Genomic DNA, 23,246 nt, shown 5'->3' on the forward strand with positions numbered 1-23,246 from the left:
GCTGGGCCCTGAGGCCGGGCGGCGAGGAGCCTGAGGCGAGCGGGGCCGCGTGCCGGTCCGGCGCGTGCCGGGGTGGCGGGATGCCGGGGGGGGCTTTCCCAGGGTTCGGCCGGGGCGGGCTCCCCCGGGTCGATGTCGGCGCCGCGACGTAGGCTGGCCGGCGTGAGTGCCACTGACGACTCCGCGCAGACCGGAGTCGGAGTCGCGCCCGGCGAGGCGACCCGGGCGATCCGGACGGCGCGGCCGACCCGCCGTACCGTCGAATCAGAGCTGGGCCGCAAGCGGCGGGCCCGGCGGATCGGCCGGGTGCTGACCGAGACGCACCCCGACGCCCACTGCGAGCTCAACCACCAGGGTCCGCTGCAACTGGCGGTGGCGACCATCCTCTCCGCGCAATGCACCGACCAGCGGGTCAACGAGGTGACGCCGAAGCTGTTCGCCCGCTATCCGACGGCGGCCGACTACGCCGGGGCGGACCGGGCCGAGCTGGAGGAGATGATCCGGCCCACCGGGTTCTTCCGGAACAAGACCAATTCTCTGATCAACCTCGGTCGCCAGCTCGTCGAGCGGTACGACGGCCAGGTGCCCCGCCGGATCGAAGACCTGGTGACCCTGCCCGGGATCGGCCGCAAGACCGCCAACGTCATCCTCGGCAACGCCTTCGGGGTGCCCGGGATAACCGTCGACACCCATTTCGACCGGTTGATGCACCGCTGGGAGCTGACCACCGAAACCGATCCGGTCAAGATCGAGCACGCCGTCGGTGCGCTCTACGAGCGGCGCGACTGGACCATGCTCTCGCACCGGGTGATCTTCCACGGCCGGCGGGTCTGCCACGCCCGCAAGCCGGCCTGCGGTGCCTGCACCCTGGCCCGGCTCTGCCCCTCCTACGGACTCGGCCCGACCGACCCGGCCGCCGCCGCGAAACTGCTCAAGGGTCCCCGGGCCCGGGAGCTGGCGGTGCAGGCCGGGGTCGATCCCGACCTGGTGCCGGCGACCGCCGCCGCCGGCGACACCCCGTGAAGCGGCTGACACTCGGCGGGCCGCTGCTGGCACTGCTGCTGCTCGGCACCGCCTGCACCGGCCGGAACGCGGAGCCGGAGACCGGACCGGCGCCGGTCGGGCAGAACGCCACGACGACCGCCTTCACCGACTGCGCCGCGCTGACCACCCCGGCCGGCACATCCGGCACAACCAACGCCTCGCCCGGCACGTCCGGCACCCCGGCCAACACAACCAGCACCCCAGCCGGCACGTCCGGCACAACCAGCGCCCCGTCCGGCACAACCAGCGCCCCGGCCGGCACAACCAGCGCCTCGGCGGGCACGCCCGGCACCCCGGTGGGCACGCCCGGCGCGACAGCGGCAGCGGGACGGTCGTTGCCGGCGCTGGAGCTGCCCTGCTTCGTCGGGGCCGGCGAGGTCGCCGTGGCCGAGCTGCGCGGGCCGGCCGTACTCAACCTCTGGGCCTCGTGGTGCGCGCCGTGCCGCAAGGAGCTGCCCGCGTTCCAGCGGCTCGCCGACCGGGCCGGCGACCGGCTCCGGGTGGTCGGGGTGAACAGCGGGGACTCGCGCCCCGCCGCCCAGTCGATCGGCGAGGACTTCGGGCTGGAGTTTCCCAACCTCTACGACCGGGACAAGAAGCTGCTGACCGGGCTGGGTGGTCGGGCGGTACTGCCGGTCACGCTCTTCGTGGACGCCGAGGGGCGGATCCGGCACCGGGACGAGACGGGCGCCCTCGACGACGCCGAGCTGGTCACGCTCGTCCGGCGGCACCTGGGGGTGGCGGTGCCGTCGTGACCGAGCACGAGCTTCCGGCATGGTGCGAGCCGCTGCTCACCCGGGTCCGGTCGGCCCGCACCGAGGATTTCACCCGGGTACGCACCCCGGCCAACGGCGGGCGGGACAGTGCCGTACTGGTGCTCCTCGGCGAGCAGCCCGAGCACGGGCTCGACGTACTGATCCTGCAACGGGCCGCGACCCTGCGTACCCATGCCGGGCAGCCGGCCTTTCCGGGCGGGGCGCGCGATCCGGAGGACGAGGACGCGGCGGCGACCGCCCTGCGGGAGGCGCACGAGGAGGTCGGCCTCGATCCGACCAGCGTCACCGTGCTGGCGCAACTGCCCCGGCTGTGGATTCCGGTCAGCGACTTCGTCGTCACCCCGGTACTCGCCTGGTGGCACCGGCCCCATCCGGTGCACTCGCGGGAGCCGGCCGAGGTGGCGCACGTTGCCCGGCTGCCGATCGCCGAACTCGTCGACCCGGCCAACCGGGTCCGGGTACGCCATCCCAGCGGCTGGATCGGGCCGGCCTTCCAGTCCCGGGGCATGCTGGTCTGGGGGTTCACCGCAGGGGTGCTCGCCACGCTGTTGGAGATGGCCGGCTGGGCGCGACCCTGGCCGCAGGACCGGATTCTCGACCTGCCGCCGACGAGTCCGCCGCCGGGTTCCGCGCCCGGCATCGAGGAGGCCGACGAGGCCGACGAAGCCGACGAGCTGACCCGGCCGACGACACCCTCCTGACCCGGGAATCCGACGAGGCGAGCCGTGCGGGGCGCCTGCGGCGGGGAGTGGTGCCAGGCACCGATTCGGCGGTAAGCGTCGGTGGCCCAGGCCATTCCCAGTTCTCCCCCGTACCCTGAACGGGTGTCGGTGGTGGATGTCGTTCTGATCCTGCTCATGTTGCTGTTCGCGATCAGCGGCTACCGGCAGGGATTCGTCATCGGTCTGCTCTCCTTCACCGGCTTCTTCGGCGGCGCACTGATCGGGTTGCAGGTCGGTCCGCTGCTCGCGGAGCAGTTCACCAGCAACTCGACCCGGGTAGTGGTCGCGCTGGCCTCGATCTTCGGCCTGGCGGTGCTCGGCCAGGCGCTCGCCGGCTGGCTCGGCTCACACCTGCGGCACGCCATCACCAGCCAGGCCGGCCGGACGGCCGACGACGTCGGCGGGGCGGTGGTCTCGCTGCTCGCCGTACTCCTGGTGGCCTGGCTGGTGGCCGTACCGCTGGCCTCCTCCTCGCTGCCAGGGCTGGCCAGCGCGGTCCGCAACAGCGCGCTGCTGACCGTGGTGGACCGGGTACTGCCGCCGGAGGCGCAGGCGCTGTCCCGGGCGCTGCGGGACACCGTCGACACCAACGGCTTCCCGGACGTCTTCGGCGGGCTGGCCCCGACCCGGTCCCGCGAGGTGGCCTCGCCCGACCCGGCGTTGGCCGGCTCGCAGGTGGTGGTGAACGGGCGGCGTTCGGTGGTCAAGGTGCTCGGCAACGCGCCCAGCTGCTCCCGCCGGATCGAGGGCTCCGGTTTCGTCTACGCCGAAAACCGGGTGATGACCAACGCGCACGTGGTGGCCGGCACCCGGACCGTCCAGGTCGAGGTGGCCGGTGAGCGGCACAGCGCCCGGGTGGTCGTCTACGACCCGGACCGCGACCTGGCGGTGCTCTACGTACCGGAGCTGTCCGCCCCGGTGATGCGGTTCGCCACCGGTGAGGCGGCGATCGAGGACGATGCCATCGTGCTCGGGTTCCCGCTGGACGGGCCCTACAACGCCCAGCCGGCGCGGATCCGTGACGTCGGCGAGATCGCCGGTCCGGACATCTACGAGTCGGGCCGGGTCAACCGGGAGATCTACACGATCCGGGGCCTGGTCCGCAGCGGCAACTCCGGTGGCCCACTGGTCGCCCCGGACGGTCAGGTGCTCGGGGTGATCTTCGCGGCGGCAGCCGACGACCCGAACACCGGCTTCGCGGTGACGGCCGACGAGGCCCGCTCCACCGCCAGCACCGGCCTGGAGCGGACCAGGGTCACCAACACCGGCGCCTGCACCTGACCGACTCCCCACCCGGTAACGAGTTCCTGGATCCGGTAAACGGGCTCCTCAACCGGTAACAGGCTTCTGAACCGGTAACGGGGTCGCGGTGGAGGAGGCCGCTGTCAGGGGTGGTCGCGGGGGAAGCGGCGCCGGGCCACCAGCACCGCACCGGCGACGACCACCAGGAAGAGCAGCCCGGCACCGCTCCACAGCCCGGGCGACGGGTCGTCGACCTGGTTCCCCGCCGCCTGGGCGGTCCAGTCGGCGGAACGGCCGGAGGCGGCGGTACCGACGCTCTCCGCGCCGTCGCCGGGCGGCGGGGTCGCGGACTCCTGACCGGGCGCGCTGCCGAAGCCGGCGACGCCGGGCGGCGCCGCGCCGTCGTCCAGCGGATTGCTCCGTACGCTCGACACCTCGCCGTTCAACGCGGCGACCGGGTCGACGACACCGAAGCCGAACCGGTCGTCCCGGCCGGAGGGGCCGACGTCCCGGGCGGTGTTGATCAGCCGGTTGACCACGTCACCGGCGGACATCTTCGGCCAGTGTGACCGGACCAGGGCCGCCGCCGCGGCCACCAGCGGCGCGGCGAAGCTGGTGCCCTGGACCCGCCAGAAGCCGCCCGGCCGGGCGCCGGTGAGGCCGGTGGCCGGGGCGGAGAGCACCGTCTCGGCGCCGGTGATCGAACCCGACCAGAGCGCGTCGCTCTCGCGTTCCAGGCCGGCCACGGCGACCACGCCCGGCTCGCGGGCCGGATACCAGACGCGTTTGCCGGCGGACGAGCCGAGGTTGCCGGTGCAGGCGACGACGACCACGTCCCGGGCGAAGGCGTAGTCGAGGGCGGCGGCGAGTGCGGGGCTCTCCCCGGTGCCGCCCAGCGACAGGTTCACCACCTGGGCGCCGTTGTCGACCGCCCACCGGACGCCCTTGGCCACGATCAGCGCGTCGTCGTAGCGGTTCTCCTCGTCGAGCACCCGGACCGGCAGGATCTTGGCCTTGGGGGCGAGCCCGGCGACGCCCCGGGTGTCGTCGTTGCGGCCGGCGATCAGGGCGGCGACCGTGGTGCCGTGCCCCACCGGGTCGGTCTGGCCGTTGCCGCTCCCGTCGACCAGGTCGATGCCGGGCAGCACCTGCCCGGCGAGGTCGGCGTGTGAGGCGTCCACTCCGGAGTCGACCACCGCCACCGTGACGCCCTTGCCGGCGGCGACCTTCCAGATGGCCTTGGCGTTGAACTCGTCCAACTGCCACTGCTCGTCGCGTACCGCGTCGGCCAGCACGGGCAGGCTGAGCGGCGGCGCCGGCACGGCGGCCGTCGCCGGTGCCGGACGCGGACCGAACAGCGATCCGGCGATCCCGGCCGTGGCGAGCAGCGCCACTCCGGCGACCCGGGCGACAGCACGTTCGGGTATCTGCGGCAGCCTGGTCACAGCATGGTCATTTCACCCCGGGGGACACATGATGCACGGAGGTTACCCCGTTTCACCCCTGTCGCGTGGTGAAACTTTGCAACCGATCTGAGATCCACTGTCCACCGCCCCGAGACCGAGGGCCCGGCCACCCGGGTGATCGGGTCGGCCGGGCCCTCGGGCTCGACGAAGGGTCAGGTCGACGGAAGGTAGGCCAGCTGCACCAGCCGGATCCCTTCCTTCCGGGTGACCAGCCGGCCCCGGCCGGGCGGCATCGGGCCGGGGCGTACCGAGCCGATCAGGGCGCCCTCGTCCTTGCTGCCGGACATCACCAGACCGGGGGAGGAGAGTTCCCGGAGCCGCTGGATGATCGGCTCGTAGAGCGACCGGGAGGCGCCACCCGAACGCCGGGTCAGCACCAGGTGCAGACCGACGTCCCGGGCCTGGGGCAGGTATTCCACCAGCGGCAGCAGCGGGTTGTTCGGGCCGGTGGCGACCAGGTCGTAGTCGTCGACGAGGACGAACAGCTCCGGCCCGGTCCACCAGGAGCGGTCCCGCAACTGCTGCGGGGTGACGTCCGGGCCGGGCAGCCGGCGCTGCATGTAACCGGCGACCGACTCGATCAGCTCGCTGGTCGCCTGCGCGGCGGTGCCGTACCCGATCAGGTGGTCGGACTGGATCACGCCGAGCAGGCTGCGCCGGAAGTCGACCAGGATGATCCGGGCCTGCTCCGGGGTGTACCGGCTGGTGATCGAGGTGGCCAGCGCCCGCAGGAAGGACGACTTGCCGCACTCGGCGTCGCCGAAGAGCAGGAAGTGCGGCTCGGAGGCGAAGTCGATCGACACCTGCTGGAGGTCGGCCTCGGAGATGCCGATCGGCAGCCGCAGGCCGGCCGCACCGGCGACGTCCAGGTCGGCGTAGGGCAGCACCGGCGGAAGCAGCCGGACCCGGGGGGCGGGTGCGCCGCTCCAGTTGCCGGCGACCGCCTTGACCAGTGCCTGGGTCTGCCCGCCGCCGAGGCTGGACAGCTCCGGCAGCACGGTCAGGAAGTGCAGGCTCTCGGCGGTGATGCCGCGACCCGGCGTCTTCTCCGGCACGTTCACCGCCGCCTTGCGGGAGACGATCGAGTCGGTCGGGTCACCGAGCCGCAGCTCCAGCCGGGAGCCGAAGAGGTCACGGATCGCCGGTCGGAAGTCCATCCAGCGCGGCGCCGCCGCGACCACGTGCACGCCGTACGAGAGGCCACGGGTGGCGATGTCGGTGACCAGGGGTTCCAGGTCGTCGTACTCGCCGCGCAGGGTCGGCCAGCCGTCGATGACCAGGAAGACGTCACCGAACGGGTCCGCGCCGACCCCGACGCCGCCGGCCGAGGCCCGCCGCTTCCGGTACGCCGGCATCGACTCCACGCCCAGCTCGGCGAAGCGCTGCTCGCGCTCGTTGAGCAGGGTGGAGATCTCGCCGACGGTACGGCGTACCGCCGCCGCCTCGGACCGGCCGGCGACCCCGCCGACGTGCGGCAGGTCGCGGAGCGCGGCGAGCGAGCCACCACCGAAGTCGAGACAGTAGACCTGCACCTCGGCCGGGGTGTGGGTGAGCGCCAGTCCGCAGATCATGGTGCGCAGCAGGCTCGACTTGCCGGACTGCGGACCGCCGGCCACCGCGACGTGCCCGGCGCCGCCCTCCAGGGAGAGCCAGAGCAGGTCACGGCGTTGCTCGAACGGCTTGTCGATCATCGCCACCGGCACCTGGAGCGCGCCGTGCAGTTCGGGGTTGCCGAAGGTGAGCCCGCGCGCCGGGTCGGTGATCACCGGCCCGAGGATCTCGTCCAGCGCCGGGGCCTGGGAGAGCGGCGGCAGCCAGACCTGGTGGGCCGGTGGGCCCTGGCCGACCAGCCGGGAGACCATCACGTCGAGCAGGCTCTGCGCCGCCGGGTCCTCCGGGGCCGGCTTCGGGGTGGCCTGCACCACCGGCTTCGGTACCGGCACGAAGTGCGTCGAGTACGACAGCAGCCGCGGACCGGTGTAGCCCTGCGCGCCCGGCCCACCCGCGGTGGCCTTCTGGTACGGCCCGGAGACGTACGCCGCCTTGAACCGGACCAGTGGCTCGGTGCCGAACTTCAGGTAGCCGTGTCCCGGGGCCCGAGGCAGCTCGTACGCGTCCGGCACGCCGAGCACCGCCCGGGACTCCAGCGCGGAGAAGGTCCGCAGACCGATCCGGTACGACAGGTGCGTGTCCAGCCCGCGCAGCCGTCCCTCCTCCAGCCGCTGCGAGGCGAGCAGCAGGTGCACCCCGAGCGACCGGCCCAGCCGGCCGATCTGCACGAAGAGGTCGATGAAGTCGGGCTTGGCGCTGAGCAGCTCGGAGAACTCGTCACAGATGATCAGCAGCGAGGGGAGCGGTGCCAGCGCCGCACCGCCGGAGCGGGCCTTGTCGTAGTCCTTCAGGTTGGCGTAGTTGCCCGCCTTGCGGAGCAACTCCTGCCGGCGGATCATCTCGCCGTTGATGGCGTCGACCATCCGGTCGACCAGCGGCAGCTCGTCGGCGAGGTTGGTGATCACGGCGGCGGTGTGCGGCAGCCGGTCCAGCGAGGCGAAGGTCGCGCCACCCTTGAAGTCGACCAGTACGAAGTTGAGCGCCTCGGACGAGTGCGTCGCCGCCAGGCCGAGCACGAGGGTACGCAGCAGCTCGGACTTGCCGGAACCGGTGGCGCCGATGAGCAGGCCGTGCGGGCCCATACCGTCCTGTGCGGACTCCTTGAGGTCGAGGTCGACCACGCCGCCGTCACCGCCGACGCCGATCGGCACCCGCAGCTTGTCCCGGTTGGGCCGGGGCGCCCAGCCCTGCACGGTGCTGAAGTTCTCCGGGTCGCCGACCCCGAGCAGTTCGCCCAGGGTCATCTCCTTGACCAGGGAGTCGTCCGAGGAGCCCTTCTGGGCGGCGGCGAGCCGCAGCGGGGCGAGCCGGCGGGCCACCGCCTCGGCCTCCTCGACGCTGAGCCGGTCGGGGGTGCCGACCTCGGCCTGCCCGTCCATCGAGTAGGTGTTCAGCCGGCCGCCGTCGGTCTCCAGCACCAGCATGGCCCGGTCCAGCAGCCGGGGCGGCGGGCTGTCCAGGTCGACGATGGTCACCGCGTCGATGCCGCTGTCCCCGGCCAGGTAGCCGGCGCCGCTCAGGTCGCCGCCGTCGAGCACGATCACCACGTGCGGGCCGTCGGTCGCCGGGCCGGAGAGGCTGAACCGGGACCGGTTGCCGACCACGTCGTCGATGAGCTTCTCCAGCTCGACCGCGGAACTCGCCACCAGGCGTACCGGGCCGAGCGCGTCCACGGCGGTCGGGTGGTGGGCGTGCGGCAGCCACTTGACCCACTCCCACCGGGCCCGCCGCTCGGGGCCGGCGCAGATCGCGATCAGCAGCTCCTCGGGGGCGTGGAAGACCGAGAGCTGGGTGAGCACTGCCCGGGCCAGCGCCTGCGGGTCGCCGCCGGCCGGCTCACGGGACTGGTCGCGCTGGTGGGGTGCGCTGCGGACGAAGACCCGGGCGAAGCCCCGGATGGAGAGCGCCACCGGCAGGTCCGGCACCACCGAGTACGCGTCGAGGAACCGGCGCAGCGCACCGGCGGTCATCGGCTCCAGGTCCTCCAGCGGCCGGGTCACCGGCGGCACCAGCGGGGTGGCCAGGGTCTGCGGGCCGACCGCGACCCGGACGACGCCGAAGTCGCCGTCGCTGGGGCGCCGCTCCCAGACCCGGTAACTGCCCACAGTGGACCAGAGCTGGGTCGGGTCGGGGTGCCGGTAGAAGAGCCCGGCCCGCTGCTTCGACGCGGTCTCCCGGACCCGCCGCCGCAGCGTCGCCAGGTGCCGCAGGTATTCCCGGCGGGCCTGCATCATCTCCGACTTCTTCGGCGAACCCGAGGCGCTGCCCCAGGAGGACGCCACCATGGCGAGCGAGGAGATGCCGAACATGGCGCCGACGACGTACGAGTAGGCGCCGCCGCCCCGGCCGAACATCATCGCCATCGCGACCGAGCCGCCGAGCATCGGCAGCACCATCATCAGTTGCTGCCACTTGCCGCCGGTCGCCTGCGGGATCTCGGGCGGCGCCTCGACGGCCAGTTCACCGGTGGGGATCTCCGGTGCGGGACGGCGTGGTGGGCGCTTGATGACGACGGTACTCACCGGTCGCCTCCCGCCACCCGCTCCGCGCTGGCCCGCCGGCCGTCGCCCGCCGGCCCGGACCGGCCGCCATCGGGCCGTACGCCGAGCTCCGGGGCTCCTCCGGCGCGGTCTGTGCCGCCCCGGCCCTGGCTACCCGTGTCCATTCCAGACCTCCCCTAAGGCCACGCCGACGGTTGGAGTTGGCCGTCCTGGCGGGCCATCCGACGCCCCCGCGTCGCAAATGTCATCGCGCTCGGTCGGACGAGTGTGACCCATCCTAGGTAAAGTGCGGTCGTCCGCGCAGCCATGGGTTGCCCCCTCGATGGAGGACTGTCGATGAGTACCGGGCTCGCCCGCGTCACGATCAGCGCGCCGCAACGACGGGTGGACGTCGCGCTGCCCGAACACCTGCCGCTGGCCGAACTCCTGCCCGAGGTTCTCCGGCATGCCGGCGAGGGACTGGCCGACGACGGCGAGAAGCACGGCGGGTGGCTGCTGCGCCGCACCGACGGCGAACCACTGGCCGCCGGCAAGGCCCTGCTGCCGCAGGGGGTACGCGACGGCGACGTGCTGCACCTCGTCCCGGCCCGGGCGCAGTGGCCGGAGCTGGAGTACGACGACGTGGTCGAGGCGATCGCCGACGGGGCGAGGCGCCGGGGCAGCGCGTGGTCCGGGCGGAACACCCGGATCGGCACGCTCACCGCGGCGGGTGCGCTGCTCGCCGTCTGCCTCTTCGCGGTGATCGCCGGTGGCACGCTCTGGGAGCTGGGCGCCTTTGTCGCGCTCGGTGCCGCCGTACTGCTGACCCTGGGCGCGGTGGTGGCCTCCCGGGCGTACGGGGACGCCACGGCCGGTGCCGCCCTCGGCGGGTACGCGATGCCGTTCGCCTTCTTCGGCGGCGCCCTGCTGGTCGCCTCCGGCGATCCGGTGGGCGTGGTCGGCTGGATCAGTTGGCTCGGTGCGCCGGAGGCGCTGGCCGGCTCGGTCGCGCTGCTGCTGATCGCGGTGCTCGGCATGGTCGGGGTCGCCGCCGGGCTGCGGGTCTACGCCGCCGGTGTCTCGGTCGGGCTGCTCGGCGCGCTGACCGCGCTGGTCGGGTTCGTGCTCTCGGCGGCCGGGTCGGCGGCGATCCTGATGGCCGCGCTGGTCTGCGCGATCGGCATGCTGCCGCTGCTGGCGATCCGCTTCGGCAAGCTGCCGATGCCGCCGATCACGCTGCCCACCGGTGCCGAGGCGGCGGAGGGCTTCACCGCGTCGACTCCGCAGCAGAGCGGCGTGCGGGAGCGGCCGGACCGGGGGCGGGTCTTCGCGGCCGTCGCCCGGACCGAGGAGATGCTCACCGGCATGCTGGTTGGGCACGCCGTGCTCGCCGTGGTGGCGGCGCTGGTGCTGGTGGTCGCGGGCGGCTTCTCCGGCCGGCTGATGGTCGCGGTCTCGGCGGCGGCCCTGCTGCTGCGCTCCCGGCTCTTCGTCACGGTCCGGCAGCGGGTGCCGCTGATGGCGGCCGGGATCGGCAGCGCGGTGGTGCTCGGGATCGCCCTGCTGTTCCGGATGCAGGAGACCGGCCTGCTGCTGCTCACCGCCGGCGGCCTGGTGCTCGCCCTGGTGGTGATCGGGGCCGGCGCGACCTACTCGAAGCGGGAGCCGGGGCCCTACCTGGGCCGGACCGCCGACATCATCGACACCCTGATGGTGATCGCGGTGGTGCCGGTGGCCTGCGCCGTGCTCGGCCTGTACGCCCAGGCGCGGGGCCTGCTCGGCTGACCCGCGCGCCCGGCCCGTCTCGGCCGGAGCCGGGTGGTCGGCGCGGACGTGAACCGAAATCGGCCGGAGCCGGGCGGTCAGCCCGACGTGAACCGAAATCGGCCGGTGGCCCCCGACGGGGTGCCACCGGCCGGTTGCCGTGTTGTCGGGGGGTCAGTGCGGCGACTCGCCCCGTTCGACCGCTTCCTGGTGCCGACGGAAGGACGTCCGGATCTCCGCCTCCGCCTCGGTCCGACCGACCCAGGTGGCGCCCTCGACCGATTTGCCTGGTTCCAGGTCCTTGTACACCTCGAAGAAGTGCTGGATCTCCAACCGGTCGAACTCGCCGAGGTGGTGGATGTCCCGCAGGTGCTCCTGACGCGGGTCCTCGTACGGCACGCAGAGGACCTTGTCGTCGCCGCCCTTCTCGTCCGTCATCCGGAACATGCCGATCGTCCGGCACCGGATGAGGCAACCTGGAAACGTGGGTTCGGGTACCAGCACCAGAGCGTCGAGTGGATCGCCGTCCTCGCCCAGCGTGCCTTCGATGAAGCCGTAGTCCGCCGGGTACTGGGTCGACGTGAAGAGGGTGCGGTCCAGCCGGATCCGGCCGGTCGCGTGGTCCACCTCGTACTTGTTTCGGTGACCCTTGGGGATCTCAACCGTGACGTCGAAATCCATCTCGCACGCTCCCTCGTTTGCCGGCGCTGGCCAACGGAACCACAACGGTCGGCACCTGCGCGGGTGATCTCGCGATTCACCTTGCCGCCGGCCCCCGTGCGGTGTTCGGACCAAAGTAGTGTCGCCTAGGCAGAATTCGACGGGGAGGAGGGGCCGGTGGGGAGTGAAGATTCACACTCGGGCCTGACCGGAGAGAACCCGCCGGAGCACCCGGCGCAGGGCCGGGTGGTGGTGCCGGGCGCCAGCGGCCCGCAGCCGCCGGCCGGGTCCGCGCCGGTCCGGGGGCGCGCCGTCGTGCCGCTGCCGACCAGCCTACCGATCCCGCCGTCGCACACCCCGGCTCCCCCACCCGCGCCGTCCGGCCGGGCGACGCCGCCGCCGGGAGCCGCCGGCTGGCCGGGGCAGAGCCTGCCGATTCCGCCGCCCGGTGCCGCCGGCCGGCCCGGCCAGGCCCCGCCGGTGCCGCCCGGCGTCCCGGGGAAGGCTTCGACCGACCCCTCCGCCTGGTCGGACCGGCCCGCGCCGCCGGCCTGGCCCGGCCGGTCCGGCGGCGATGCGCCGGGCACGCCGGCCGCCGGCAACGGAGCCCTCCCAGCGGGTACGCCGCCGCCCGGCAGCCCGCCTGCCGGGGTACCGGTCGGTGGGGCGGTGCCCGGTGGGGTACCGCCGACGGGACGGCGGGGCCGGGGCAGGCTGCTCGGCGTGCTCGCGAGCGTCCTCGTGCTGGCGCTCGCCGTCGCCGGGGTGGCCGTGGTCCGCCCCGGCCCGGTGGACGGCTGGCTGGGCGGGAACGCCTCGCCGACCCCCGGTGCCGTCGACCCGAGCGAACCGCCGCCACCACCCGTACTCGCGGCCGCCGGCGCGAACGCTCCGGCACCCACCCCGGAGGGCGTACGGGCCGCGCTGGGCCCGCTGGTCACCTCCTCCACGCTCGGCAACGAGGTGAACATCTCGGTCGTCGACGCGGTCACCGGGCAGGCGCTCTACGAGAACGGCCAGGACACCCCGACCGTGCCGGCGTCGACCACCAAACTGGTCACCGCGGCGGCGGTACTCGCGGCGCGTGGCCCGGCGTACCGGATCGCCACCCGGGTGGTGGCCGGGGCGAACCCGGGCGAGGTGGTGATCATCGGGGCCGGTGACCCGACGCTGGCGGTGAACGGCACCGGCTGGTACCCGGGCGCCGGGCGGCTCGACCGGCTCGCCGCCCAGGTCAAGAAGGCGCTCGGCGGCACCGCGCCGACGAAGGTGATCGTCGACAACACCCTCTTCCCCGGCCCGGTCCTCGAACCGGCCTGGGACCCCGACATCCCCACCGGCGGGTTCGGTGCGGTGATCACGGCGCTGATGACCGACGGCGCCCGGAAGGACCCGGAGGACAAGGGGCGGGGCCAGGAGCGGTACGCCAAGCCGGACGAGGCCGCCGGGCGGGCCTTCGCCAAGCTGCTCGGGCTGCCGAACTCGGCGGTGGTGATCGGCAAGGCACCGGCGGCCGCCGCGACCGCCCCGGCCGCGGCGGCGAGCGCCAGCCCCGGCACCCAGAGCGCCGGCACCGAACTGGGCCGGGTCTCCTCGCCGCCGATGATCCGGCTGGTCGAGTTCATGCTCCGGGACAGCGACAACGTGGTGGCCGAGGCGCTGGCCCGGCAGGTCGCGCTGAGCCGGGACAAGCCGGCCTCGTTCGTCGGTGCGGCCGAGGCGGTCGACGAGATGGTCGGCGAACTCGGGCTGCCGGCGGCGGAGAGTTCACTCGCCGACGGCAGCGGGCTGTCCCGGGCCAACCGGGTCACCCCGAGCCTGCTGACCGACGTACTGACGATGGCCGCCAAGCGGACCCGGCCGGAACTCGCCGACCTCTTCCCCGGGCTGCCCGTGGCGGCCTGGTCGGGCACCCTGCGCGACCGGTTCGACCGGTCCGGCGAGAAGGCGACCAAGGCCGGAGCGGGCGTGGTGCGCGCCAAGACCGGGACGTTGAGCGGGGTGCACGCGATCTCCGGCGTGGTGACCACCGCCGACGGCCGGCTGCTGGCCTTCGCCGTACTCGCCAACAGGGTGCCGGTGGGGCAGGACGAGGCGCAGCGGGAGCTGGACCGGATCGCCACCACGCTGGCCCGGTGCGGCTGCCGCTGACCCCGCCAGCTCGGGGTTGGGGTGTGAACACCCGGGTACGGTGGTGGTATGGCGCAGTTCGTGGACTGGGATCTGGCCGCCGCCACCGCAGGGGCGTTGGGAAAGTCGGGACCACGGGTCTCGTACGACGAGGCGACCGAGGTGGTGTCCGAGCTGCGTCGACTGACCGACGAGGCGGCCGGGCACGTGTTGGCGTACACCGGGCTGCGCTCGCAGGTGGCCCATCCGCCGGTGCGGGTGGTGGACCGGCGGGACTGGGCGGCCACCAACATCGCCGGGCTGCGTGAGGTGATCACCCCGCTGATCACCCGGCTCTCCGGGGACAGGCCGCCGGGGGTCATCACCGACACGATCGGTTCCCGGCTGACCGGGGTGCAGGCCGGTACGGTGCTGGCCTACCTCTCCGGCCGGGTCCTCGGCCAGTACGAGGTCTTCTCCGCCGACCCCGGCCAGCTGCTGCTGGTCGCCCCGAACATCGTCGAGGTCGAGCGGAAGCTCCAGGCCGACCCCCGGGACTTCCGGCTCTGGGTCTGCCTGCACGAGGTGACCCACCGCACCCAGTTCACCGCCGTGCCGTGGATGCGCGGGCACTTCCTCGGCGAGGTGCAGGCGTTCGTCGACGCCTCCCAGGCCGGCGGGGACAACTTCCTCGACCGGATCCGCCGGGGCGTCGGCACCCTCTCCGACTCGGTCCGCAACCCGGAGAGCCGGGCCAGCGTGCTGGACATCGTGCAGACGCCCGGCCAGCGGGCCGTACTCGACCGGCTGACCGCGCTGATGACCCTGCTGGAGGGGCACGCGGAGTTTGTGATGGACGGCGTCGGGCCGGAGGTCATCCCGAGCGTCGAGTCGATCCGGGCGAAGTTCAACCGGCGCCGCGAGTCCGGCAACCCGCTGGAGAAGGCGATCCGCAAGCTGCTCGGCGTCGACGTCAAGATGCGCCAGTACGCCGAGGGCCGCAAGTTCGTGCACGGTGTGGTGGAGCGGGTCGGCATGGAGGGCTTCAACAAGATCTTCAGCTCGCCGCTGACCCTGCCCCGGCTGGAGGAGCTCTCCGACCCGGACGCCTGGGTGGCCCGGGTGCACGGTCCGGTCGGCCCGGTCGCCGCCACCGGCTGACCCGACCCGTGGCAGCCCTGCCGCCGCCGGTCGCGGCCATCCGGGTCGCGCTCCGGCGGGCGCTTTCCGGCGTACCCCGGAACCGGCCGGTCCTGGTCGCCTGCTCGGGCGGCGCCGACTCGCTCGCCCTGGCCGCCGGCACCGCCTTCGTGGCCGCCCGGCTGGGACTGCCGGCCGGGCTGGTCACGGTCGACCACGGTTTGCAGGAGGGCTCGGCGCGCCGGGCCGCCGACGTCGCGGAGTGGGCCGGCGGGCAGGGGTTCGCGCCGATCGAGGTGGCGACCGTCCAGGTCGCCGGCCGGCCGGGCGGTCCGGAGGCGGCGGCCCGGGAGGCCCGCTACCGGGCCCTGGTCGAGGCCGCCCACCGGTACGACGCCGGCACCGTGCTGCTCGGGCACACCCGCGACGACCAGGCCGAGACGGTGCTGCTCGCGCTCGCCCGGGGCGCCGGCCCGCGCGGGCTCGCCGGCATGCCGGCCAGCCGGGAGTACGCCGGGGTGACGCTGGCCCGTCCACTGCTGGAGATCACCCGCGAGCAGACCCGTAAGGCGTGCGCGCTGCTCGGGCTGACCCCGTGGGAGGACCCGCACAACACCGACGACCGGTACGCCCGGGCCCGGGTCCGCTCCGACGTGCTGCCGGTGCTGGTCCGGGCGCTCGGCCCCGGGGTGCTGGACAACCTGGCCCGGACCGCCCGGCTGGCGGCCGAGGACGGCGCGGCACTGGACGACCTGGCCCGGGCCGGTTACGCCGAGGCCCGGATCCCGGCGGCCGGGCCGGGGAACGCGAGCGGGGCGGGGAACGGGAGCGGTGCGGGGAGCGCGGGCGGTGCGGGGAACGGGAGCGGTGCGGGGAGCGTGCGCGGGGCAGGGAGCGCGGGCGGGGCGGCCGACGGGCTGGCCGTGCCGGTGCTGGCCGGGATGCCGCCGGCGGTGCGTACCCGGGTGCTGCACCTCTGGTGCCGCGAACTCGGCGCGCCGCCGGCCGCGCTCTCGTACCGGCACATCGCGGCGCTGAACGCGCTGGTCACCGCCTGGCGCGGCCAGGGCGCGACGCACCTGCCCGGCGGCATCCGGGCGACCCGGCGCGGCGGGGTGCTGGTCGCGGAGTAGACATGGGGGATGTCCTCCCCCCGACAGCCGCTCTTCGCGCCGCACGGTGCCGTCGCCACCAGCCAGCCGCTCGCCGCCGCCGCCGGACTGGCGGTACTGCGCCGGGGCGGCAACGCCGTCGACGCCGCCCTCGCCACCGCGATCACCCTCACGGTGGTCCAGCCCGGTTCCAACGACATCGGCGGCGACCTCTTCGCGATCGTCTGGGACGGGGAGCGGCTGCACGGGCTGAACGCCTCCGGCCGGTCACCGGCCGGGCTGACCCGGGAGCTGGTGCTCGCCGCGACCGGCGGGCGGGGCGCCGAGCCGACCCCGGGACACGGCGGTGCGCAGGCGGTCGGGCCGGCGATGCCGGCGCGGGGCTGGCTGCCGGTGACCGTACCCGGGGCGCCGGCCGGCTGGCGGGACCTGCACGAGCGGTTCGGCCGGCTGCCCTTCGCGGAGCTGTTCGCCGACGCGGTCGGCTACGCCGAGCACGGCTTCCCGGTCTCGCCCCGGGTCGCGGCGAGCTGGGCCCGTTCGGTCGAGGTGCACGCCGGGCTGACCGGCGAGGAGTACGCCGAGTGGGGCCGGGTCTTCACCGTCGACGGTGGACGGGCGCCCCGGGTCGGGCAGCGGTGGCGCAACCCGGACGCCGCCGGCACGCTGCGCCGGATCGCCGAGACCGGTGCGGCGGACTTCTACACCGGTCGGATCGCCGAGACCCTGGCCGGGTACGCGGCCCGGACCGGGGGCCGGCTCACCGGCGACGACCTGGCCGGGCACGCCTCGACCTGGGTGGATCCGGTCCGGGCCGGCTATCGCGGGCACGAGGTGTGGGAGCTGCCGCCGAACGGGCAGGGCGTGGCCGCGCTGCTCGCGCTGAACATCCTGGACGGGGTCGAGCTGGCCGCACTCGATCCGGTCGAGCGGCTGCACTGGCAGATCGAGGCGGTCAAGCTCGGCTTCGCCGACGCGCACGCGTACGTCGCCGACCCGGAGCGGGTGCACGTGCCGACCGCCGACCTGCTCACGCGGGAGTACGCCGCCGCCCGCCGGGCACTGGTCACCGACACGGCCGGCACGCCGGCGCCCGGCGACCCGGCCCGGGGCGGCACGGTCTATCTCTGCGCCGCCGACGAGGGCGGGATGATGGTGAGCCTGATCCAGTCCAACTATCTGGGCTTCGGTTCGTTCGTGGTACCGCCCGGGCTCGGCTTCGGGTTGCAGAACCGGGGTGCCGGGTTCAGCCTCGACCCGGCCCACCCGAACGTGGTGGCGCCGGGCAAGCGCCCGTTCCACACCATCATCCCCGGGTTCCTCGGCCGGGACGGCGAGCCGGTGGGCCCGTTCGGGGTGATGGGCGGGCACATGCAGCCGCAGGGGCACGTGCAGGTGGTCTCCGCGACCCTGGACGACGGGCTCGACCCGCAGGCCGCGCTGGACCGGCCGCGCTGGTACTGGCACGCCGGCCGCTCGGTGCTGGTGGAGCCGGGCCTGGCCGGTGGGGTGGGCCGGGACGCGGTGCAGGGGTTGCGCGCCCGGGGGCACGAGATCACCGTCGAGCCCGACGCGTCCGCCTTCGGGTACGGCCAGGCGATCTGGCGGCTGCCCGACGGTGGTTACGTGGCCGGCTCGGAGCCCCGGGCGGACGGCTGCGCTGTCGGGTACTGAGCTGTTCCGGGCTTGCCGGGATCCCCTAACGTTGGTGATCAATTGTGCGCCGAGGAGGATTCCTTGCCCCGACCGTCCATCGCCTGGCCGGCACGCTCGCTGGCCGTCCTGGGGATCGTCGCCGTCACCGCCGGTGCCGTCGGCACGCCGGCCACGGCCAACCCGCTGAAGTCCGCCGACGTGACCGTCACGGTCGAGGCGCCCCGCAACATCCTGCCGACCGGCGGCTGGAGCAGCGTCTCCGCCGTGGTCCGCAACGTCGGCGCGCTGCCGGCCCGGGGCGCCCGGGTCAGGCTCACCCTGCCGGCGCCGTTCCAGGCATCGGAGCTGAGCACCTCCAGCGACTGGGACTGCGAGTTCGTCGCACCGGCCGGCGCCGACTGCGTCTACCTGCGGGAACTCGCGCCGCACGCCGAGGCGTACCCGGTGCGGCTGGCCGTCGGCCTCTACGGCGGCACGGTCGGGCAGCCGCTCACCGGCCGGGCGACGGTCAGCACGCCGCGCGAGGGCAACACCGGCAACAACACCGACGAGCAGGTCTTCACGATCGTGGGTGAGGGCCTGATCCAGGGGGTGTTCTGGCACGACGTCAACGCCGACGGGGTGCGCGGGACCGGCGAGCCGATCGTCGACCCGACGCAGTACTCGGTGCGGAGCGTGGACGACGAGGACAGCTACGGCTGGTCGAACAGCTTCGGCCCGTACCGGATCCAGGTGCCGGCGAAGCGGTACTACGTCGAGGTGCAGGTCTCGAAGTCGAAGTGGCGGTTCACCCGGCCGAACGTCGGGAGCGACGCGACCGACTCGGACCTGGTGCCGTACTCGGAGACCACCTACTACCAGTACGGCCGGTTCGGCCCGTTCACCGTGGACGTGAACCGGCCGACGGTGATCGACGTGGGGCTCGTCTCCGCCTCCTGACCGCCCGCGACCGCCCGGCCCGCCGGAGGCTCAGACGGTGACCGGCTCGTGCCGGGTCACCGGGAGCCGGCCGCGGAAGGTCGACCGGTAGGCGTGCGGGGTGGCGCCGAGCCGGCGGCCGAAGTGGTGCCGCAGGGTGGCCGCGTCGCCGAAGCCGGCCCGGGTGGCCACCGCCTCGATGCTCAGCTCGGTCTCCTCCAGCAGTCGCCGGGCCAGCAGCACCCGCTGGTTGGTGATCCAGTCGTGCGGCGTGGTGCCGGTCTCGGCCCGGAACCGCCGGGCGAAGGTCCGGGGCGCCATGTGGGCCCGAGCGGCCAGGTCGTCCACGGTCACCGGCCGGTCGAGGTGCTCGATCAGCCAGCCCAGCACGGGTTCCAGGGTGGGCGCCGCCGGGGTGGGCGCGATCGGCGCCTCGATGTACTGCGCCTGCCCGCCGTCGCGGTGCGGCGGCACCACCATCCGCCGGGCGAGCTTGGTGGCGAGCGCCGAGCCGTGTTCCTGGCGGACCAGGTGCAGGCAGGCGTCGATCCCGGCCGCCGTGCCGGCACCGGTGAGCAGGTTGCCGTCCTGCACGTACAGCGAGTTGCACCGCACCTTGGCCAGCGGATACATCTCGGCGAGCCGGTCGGCGTACTTCCAGTGGGTGGTGCACTCGCGCCCGTCGAGCAGGCCGGCGGCGGCCAGCACGAAGGCGCCCGAGCAGACGCTGAGCACGTACGCCCCGCGGTCGGCGGCCCGGCGCAGCGCGGCCAGCACGGTCTCCGGGATCGGGGCGCCGATGATGTGCATCGCCGGCACGGCGACCAGGTCGGCGTCCTCCACCGGGGTCAGGTCGGCGCTCGGGGTCAGACCGAAGCCGGAGCGGGTGCGGACGGGCTTGCCGTCGTGGGTGCAGACGTCGAAGCGGTAACCGGGGAAGCCGTCGGCGACCCGGTCGGTCCCGAAGACCTCGCAGAGCACGCCCAGCTCGAAGGGGGCCACCGGGTCCAGGGCGATCACGGCCACGTTGCGAAGCATGCATCGACGATAGCCGAGAACTGGCAGAAAATCGATGGTGCGTGGCAAAGCTGCCACTGTCCGAACCGTACCCGGCGGCGCAGACTTGGATCAGAACAGCCGGTGCGCACCGGCGGCGAACCAAAAGACCTGGTCAGGCCCGACATCCCGGGCCGGCCGCATCGACAAGAGAGGTCACGCCGCCATGGAACTCCTCGTCTCCCTCTTCTTCCTCGTCCTCTTCCTCGCCTCCCTCCTCGGGCTCACCGCCGACAGCCGGGACTCGGCCGACTGGCGGCCCAGCGAGGGTGGCTGGCGGTCCTCGCCCCGGGGCTGAGCACCATGCCGAAGAGTCCGCCTGGCCAGCCGGGGTGAGCACCGCGGCAAGGTGCCGCCCCGGCGACGGGCGCGAACCGGCGTACGGCAGGCTAGGCGCATGGCTCAGGGCTCCTGGTACGACGCCGACATCGACCACGTGATCATCTCGGAGGAGCAGATTCGGGAAAAGATCGCGGAACTGGCCAAACAGGTGGCGGCGGACCACGCCGGCACCACGGACGGAATCATCCTGGTCTGCGTGCTCAAGGGCGCGGTCATGTTCATGGCCGACTTCGCCCGGGCACTCGGCCGGCACGGGCCGCCGGCCGAGCTGGAGTTCATGGCCCTCTCCACGTACGGCCAGGGCACCACCTCCTCCGGGACCATCCGGATCCGCAAGGACCTGGACCGGGACATCGCCGGCCGGCACGTGGTGGTGGTGGAGGACATCGTCGACTCCGGACTCACCCTCTCCTGGCTGCTGCGCTATCTGGAGTCCCGGTCGGCGGCCAGCGTCGAGGTGGTGGCGCTGTTCCGCAAGCCGGACGCGATCAAGGTCTCCGTCCCGGTGAAGTACGTCGGCTTCGACATCCCGAGCGAGTTCGTCGTCGGCTACGGGCTGGACTTCGCCGAGCGCTACCGCGAGGTGCCGTACGTCGGCGTCCTGAAGCCAGAGGTCTACGCCCGGTCCTGATCCGGTCCGGACTTTTCGGCCGGTTCCGACCCCCTCGTCCCGTCTTGGACGTGAACGGATGTCCGGTACGCCCTGACCATCCTGAATGTCGTCGCCGAAATATCGAGTCGACGTACAGCGCGCTCCCAGGAAACGCGGTTACGGTATGCGGTGGTGGCGCGGAAGCATCCCGCGCCGGGCCTCCTGCCCAGTTTGACCCGAAAGATGGGGCCGTACGGGGCCAGGCGTCCGGCACGGGTCCGTGGTCACCCGGCACCCCGGCGGAAGCGGACCTGTTACCCCAGGGCTCGCAGGCTCGCTCCTCGCGTTCACGGTGTACCGTCGAATGACCGCGGCGCGGTACCAAGCGCCCGGCGTCGAGGCCGGCTCGCAGGGGACGGTTTCGGCCCGCCGCTCCGGCGGCGGCAGAAGGCAACCAGACGATCAGGACGTCGATCAGGAGGGTCCGGGCGTTACGGCGCTCGACAACAGCATGGAACGTACGCGTTTCTTCCGCCGCCCGGTGGTCTGGATCATCCTGGTGATCATCGGTGCGATAGCGCTCAGCTCATTCTTCAGCGGTGGCCCGAGTTATCACAAGGTCGAGACCAACGTGGTGCTCGACCAGCTCAACAAGGGTGACATCGAGAAGGCCATCTTCCAGGACAAGGAGCAGACGCTCCAGCTCGACCTGAAGAACTCGGCCAAGTTCGGTGACACCGACACCGACAAGATCCAGGCCCAGTTCCCCTACGAGGTGGGCGGCGAGGTCTGGAACTCGGTCGCCGCCGCGAAGGCGGCCGGCCGGATCAGCGGCCCGATCGACACCGAGGTCTCCGGCGACAACCTCTTCGTCTCGTTGCTGGTCAACCTGCTGCCGATCGTCATTCTGGTGATCCTGCTGCTGCTCTTCATGTCGCAGATGCAGGGCGGCGGCTCCCGGGTGCTCAACTTCGGCAAGTCCAAGGCCAAGATGATCACCAAGGACACCCCGAAGACCACCTTCGCGGACGTCGCGGGCTCGGAGGAGGCCGTCGAGGAGCTGCACGAGATCAAGGATTTCCTGCAGAACCCGGCGAAATACCAGGCCCTCGGCGCCAAGATCCCCAAGGGCGTACTCCTCTTCGGCCCGCCCGGTACCGGTAAGACGCTGCTGGCCCGGGCCGTGGCCGGCGAGGCCGGTGTGCCGTTCTACTCCATCTCCGGCTCCGACTTCGTCGAGATGTTCGTCGGTGTCGGCGCCAGCCGGGTCCGCGACCTCTTCGAGCAGGCCAAGGCGAACGCTCCGGCGATCGTCTTCGTCGACGAGATCGACGCGGTCGGCCGGCACCGTGGCGCCGGCATGGGCGGCGGCCACGACGAGCGGGAGCAGACGCTCAACCAGCTCCTGGTCGAGATGGACGGCTTCGACACCAAGGGCGGCGTGATCCTGATCGCCGCCACCAACCGGCCGGACATCCTCGACCCCGCGCTGCTGCGCCCCGGCCGGTTCGACCGGCAGATCGCGGTCGACACCCCGGACATGGAGGGCCGCAAGGCGATCCTGCGGGTGCACGCCAAGGGCAAGCCGTTCTCGCCCGACGTCGACCTCGACGCGGTGGCGCGGCGTACCCCGGGCTTCACCGGTGCCGACCTGGCCAACGTGATCAACGAGTCGGCGCTGCTGACCGCCCGCAGCGACAAGCGGGCGATCTCCAACGAGTCGCTGGAGGAGTCGATCGACCGGGTGGTCGCCGGCCCGCAGCGCCGGACCCGGGTGATGAGCGACAAGGAAAAGAAGATCACGGCCTACCACGAGGGCGGGCACGCCCTGGTCGCCTGGGCGCTGCCGCACTCCGCCCCGGTGCACAAGGTCACGATCCTCTCCCGGAGCCGCTCGCTCGGGCACACGCTGGTGCTGCCGACCGAGGACAAGTACACCCAGACCCGGGCCGAGATGATCGACACCCTGGCGTACGCGCTGGGCGGCCGGGCCGCCGAGGAACTCGTCTTCCACGAGCCGACCACCGGTGCCGCGGACGACATCGTCAAGGCCAGCGCGCTGGCCCGCGCGATGATCACCCAGTACGGCATGAGCAGCAAGCTCGGTGCGATCAAATACGGCACCAGCGGCGACGAGCCGTTCCTGGGCCGCAACATGGGGCACGAGCGGGACTACTCCGACGCGGTGGCGGCCGAGATCGACGCCGAGATCCGGTCGCTGATCGAGCTGGCCCACGACGAGGCCTGGGAGATCCTGGTGGAATACCGGGACGTCCTCGACAACCTCGTGCTGGAGCTGATCGAGAAGGAGACCCTCTCCACGGCCGACATGGCGCGGATCTGCGCCCGGGTGGTCAAGCGGCCGCCGATGGCCCCGTACAACGGGTTCGGCAAGCGGCAGCCGTCGACCGAGCCGCCGGTGCTCACCCCGGCCGAGAAGGAGAAGCTCAAGGCGCAGGCCGAGGCGGACGGCGTCCAGGCGACCGTCGGGGGCAACACCAACAACACCGCACCCAACTCGGACGGCCCACACTGAACGCAGCGAATTACCAGGCC

The 23,246-nt window shown here is 73.2% G+C and carries 16 protein-coding genes and 2 pseudogenes; 14 read left to right on the plus strand and 4 right to left on the minus strand.

Annotated features, from left to right (window positions below; genetic code table 11):
- Window positions 1-162: 162 nt before the first annotated feature.
- From nth to C6361_RS10030, 4 genes are all read left to right on the plus strand, one after another.
- Complete coding sequence (gene nth, locus C6361_RS10015; RefSeq protein ID WP_369931371.1) at window positions 163-1,023, plus strand: endonuclease III; 861 nt, start codon at window positions 163-165, stop codon at window positions 1,021-1,023.
- Window positions 1,020-1,799, plus strand: coding sequence for a TlpA disulfide reductase family protein (locus C6361_RS38130; RefSeq protein WP_234359433.1), 780 nt, complete (start codon window positions 1,020-1,022; stop codon window positions 1,797-1,799). The genes nth and C6361_RS38130 overlap by 4 nt, the downstream gene beginning before the upstream one ends.
- Window positions 1,796-2,521, plus strand: a complete 726-nt coding sequence (locus C6361_RS10025) for a CoA pyrophosphatase (RefSeq protein ID WP_107267567.1) — start codon at window positions 1,796-1,798, stop codon at window positions 2,519-2,521. The genes C6361_RS38130 and C6361_RS10025 overlap by 4 nt, the downstream gene beginning before the upstream one ends.
- 123 nt (window positions 2,522-2,644) lie before the next feature.
- Window positions 2,645-3,823 carry a MarP family serine protease gene (locus C6361_RS10030; RefSeq protein ID WP_107257362.1) on the plus strand — a complete coding sequence of 393 codons (1,179 nt, stop codon included), beginning with the start codon at window positions 2,645-2,647 and terminating at the stop codon, window positions 3,821-3,823.
- 104 nt (window positions 3,824-3,927) lie between these two features.
- Here C6361_RS10030 and mycP read toward each other — a convergent pair whose 3' ends face one another.
- Window positions 3,928-5,229: a type VII secretion-associated serine protease mycosin gene (gene mycP, locus C6361_RS10035; RefSeq protein ID WP_369931372.1), complete on the minus strand. Its 1,302-nt coding sequence runs from the start codon at window positions 5,227-5,229 to the stop codon at window positions 3,928-3,930.
- A gap of 173 nt (window positions 5,230-5,402) precedes the next feature.
- Window positions 5,403-9,383: a type VII secretion protein EccCa gene (eccCa, locus tag C6361_RS10040; RefSeq protein WP_107267568.1), complete on the minus strand. Its 3,981-nt coding sequence runs from the start codon at window positions 9,381-9,383 to the stop codon at window positions 5,403-5,405.
- A 315-nt stretch (window positions 9,384-9,698) separates the two neighbouring features.
- On the opposite strand from eccCa, the gene eccD reads away from it, so the two are divergent.
- Window positions 9,699-11,126 (plus strand): type VII secretion integral membrane protein EccD, encoded by a 1,428-nt coding sequence (eccD, locus tag C6361_RS10045; RefSeq protein WP_107257364.1) that lies wholly within the window; start codon window positions 9,699-9,701, stop codon window positions 11,124-11,126.
- A gap of 153 nt (window positions 11,127-11,279) precedes the next feature.
- Here eccD and C6361_RS10050 read toward each other — a convergent pair whose 3' ends face one another.
- Window positions 11,280-11,786 (minus strand): inorganic diphosphatase, encoded by a 507-nt coding sequence (locus C6361_RS10050; RefSeq protein ID WP_107257365.1) that lies wholly within the window; start codon window positions 11,784-11,786, stop codon window positions 11,280-11,282.
- A gap of 648 nt (window positions 11,787-12,434) precedes the next feature.
- Between C6361_RS10050 and dacB the strand changes: the two genes are divergently transcribed.
- The 6 genes and pseudogenes from dacB to C6361_RS10075 all read left to right on the plus strand — a co-directional run bounded on the left by dacB (window position 12,435) and on the right by C6361_RS10075 (window position 18,721).
- Window positions 12,435-13,916: a D-alanyl-D-alanine carboxypeptidase/D-alanyl-D-alanine-endopeptidase gene (gene dacB / locus C6361_RS10055; RefSeq protein ID WP_234359588.1), complete on the plus strand. Its 1,482-nt coding sequence runs from the start codon at window positions 12,435-12,437 to the stop codon at window positions 13,914-13,916.
- 48 nt (window positions 13,917-13,964) lie between these two features.
- On the plus strand, window positions 13,965-15,035 hold the full coding sequence (locus C6361_RS10060) for a zinc-dependent metalloprotease (RefSeq protein WP_107257366.1): 1,071 nt from the start codon (window positions 13,965-13,967) through the stop codon (window positions 15,033-15,035).
- An 8-nt stretch (window positions 15,036-15,043) separates the two neighbouring features.
- Window positions 15,044-15,808, plus strand: a pseudogene (gene tilS, locus C6361_RS10065) (tRNA lysidine(34) synthetase TilS); the annotation flags it as partial.
- A 120-nt stretch (window positions 15,809-15,928) separates the two neighbouring features.
- Window positions 15,929-16,147, plus strand: a pseudogene (locus C6361_RS39180) (TilS substrate-binding domain-containing protein); the annotation flags it as partial.
- A gap of 9 nt (window positions 16,148-16,156) precedes the next feature.
- On the plus strand, window positions 16,157-17,800 hold the full coding sequence (locus C6361_RS10070) for a gamma-glutamyltransferase family protein (protein ID WP_107267570.1): 1,644 nt from the start codon (window positions 16,157-16,159) through the stop codon (window positions 17,798-17,800).
- 63 nt (window positions 17,801-17,863) lie between these two features.
- Window positions 17,864-18,721 carry a hypothetical protein gene (locus C6361_RS10075; protein ID WP_107257369.1) on the plus strand — a complete coding sequence of 286 codons (858 nt, stop codon included), beginning with the start codon at window positions 17,864-17,866 and terminating at the stop codon, window positions 18,719-18,721.
- Window positions 18,722-18,751: 30 nt separating this feature from the next.
- On the opposite strand, the gene C6361_RS10080 is transcribed toward C6361_RS10075, so the two are convergent.
- Window positions 18,752-19,738, minus strand: coding sequence for a GlxA family transcriptional regulator (locus C6361_RS10080; protein ID WP_107257370.1), 987 nt, complete (start codon window positions 19,736-19,738; stop codon window positions 18,752-18,754).
- Window positions 19,739-19,922: 184 nt separating this feature from the next.
- Here C6361_RS10080 and C6361_RS38825 point away from each other — a divergent pair, with 184 nt between their 5' ends.
- The 3 genes from C6361_RS38825 to ftsH all read left to right on the plus strand — a co-directional run bounded on the left by C6361_RS38825 (window position 19,923) and on the right by ftsH (window position 23,226).
- On the plus strand, window positions 19,923-20,054 hold the full coding sequence (locus C6361_RS38825; RefSeq protein ID WP_255416216.1) for a hypothetical protein: 132 nt from the start codon (window positions 19,923-19,925) through the stop codon (window positions 20,052-20,054).
- Window positions 20,055-20,153: 99 nt separating this feature from the next.
- Window positions 20,154-20,729 (plus strand): hypoxanthine phosphoribosyltransferase, encoded by a 576-nt coding sequence (gene hpt / locus C6361_RS10085; protein WP_107257371.1) that lies wholly within the window; start codon window positions 20,154-20,156, stop codon window positions 20,727-20,729.
- Window positions 20,730-21,201: 472 nt separating this feature from the next.
- Complete coding sequence (gene ftsH, locus C6361_RS10090) at window positions 21,202-23,226, plus strand: ATP-dependent zinc metalloprotease FtsH (RefSeq protein WP_107257372.1); 2,025 nt, start codon at window positions 21,202-21,204, stop codon at window positions 23,224-23,226.
- The last annotated feature ends 20 nt before the right edge of the window (window positions 23,227-23,246 follow it).

This window comes from Plantactinospora sp. BC1 (assembly GCF_003030345.1).
Classification (GTDB): domain Bacteria; phylum Actinomycetota; class Actinomycetes; order Mycobacteriales; family Micromonosporaceae; genus Plantactinospora.

Bases quoted from the DNA above. Each gene is read 5' to 3' on its own strand.
- eccD (WP_107257364.1), top strand. From the start codon at position 9,699: ATGAGTACCGGGCTCGCCCGCGTCACGATCAGCGCGCCGCAACGACGG.
- C6361_RS38825 (WP_255416216.1), top strand. From the start codon at position 19,923: ATGGAACTCCTCGTCTCCCTCTTCTTCCTCGTCCTCTTCCTCGCCTCC.
- C6361_RS10060 (WP_107257366.1), top strand. From the start codon at position 13,965: ATGGCGCAGTTCGTGGACTGGGATCTGGCCGCCGCCACCGCAGGGGCG.
- C6361_RS10070 (WP_107267570.1), top strand. From the start codon at position 16,157: ATGTCCTCCCCCCGACAGCCGCTCTTCGCGCCGCACGGTGCCGTCGCC.
- C6361_RS10050 (WP_107257365.1), bottom strand. From the start codon at position 11,786: ATGGATTTCGACGTCACGGTTGAGATCCCCAAGGGTCACCGAAACAAG.
- ftsH (WP_107257372.1), top strand. From the start codon at position 21,202: ATGGAACGTACGCGTTTCTTCCGCCGCCCGGTGGTCTGGATCATCCTG.
- C6361_RS10080 (WP_107257370.1), bottom strand. From the start codon at position 19,738: ATGCTTCGCAACGTGGCCGTGATCGCCCTGGACCCGGTGGCCCCCTTC.
- hpt (WP_107257371.1), top strand. From the start codon at position 20,154: ATGGCTCAGGGCTCCTGGTACGACGCCGACATCGACCACGTGATCATC.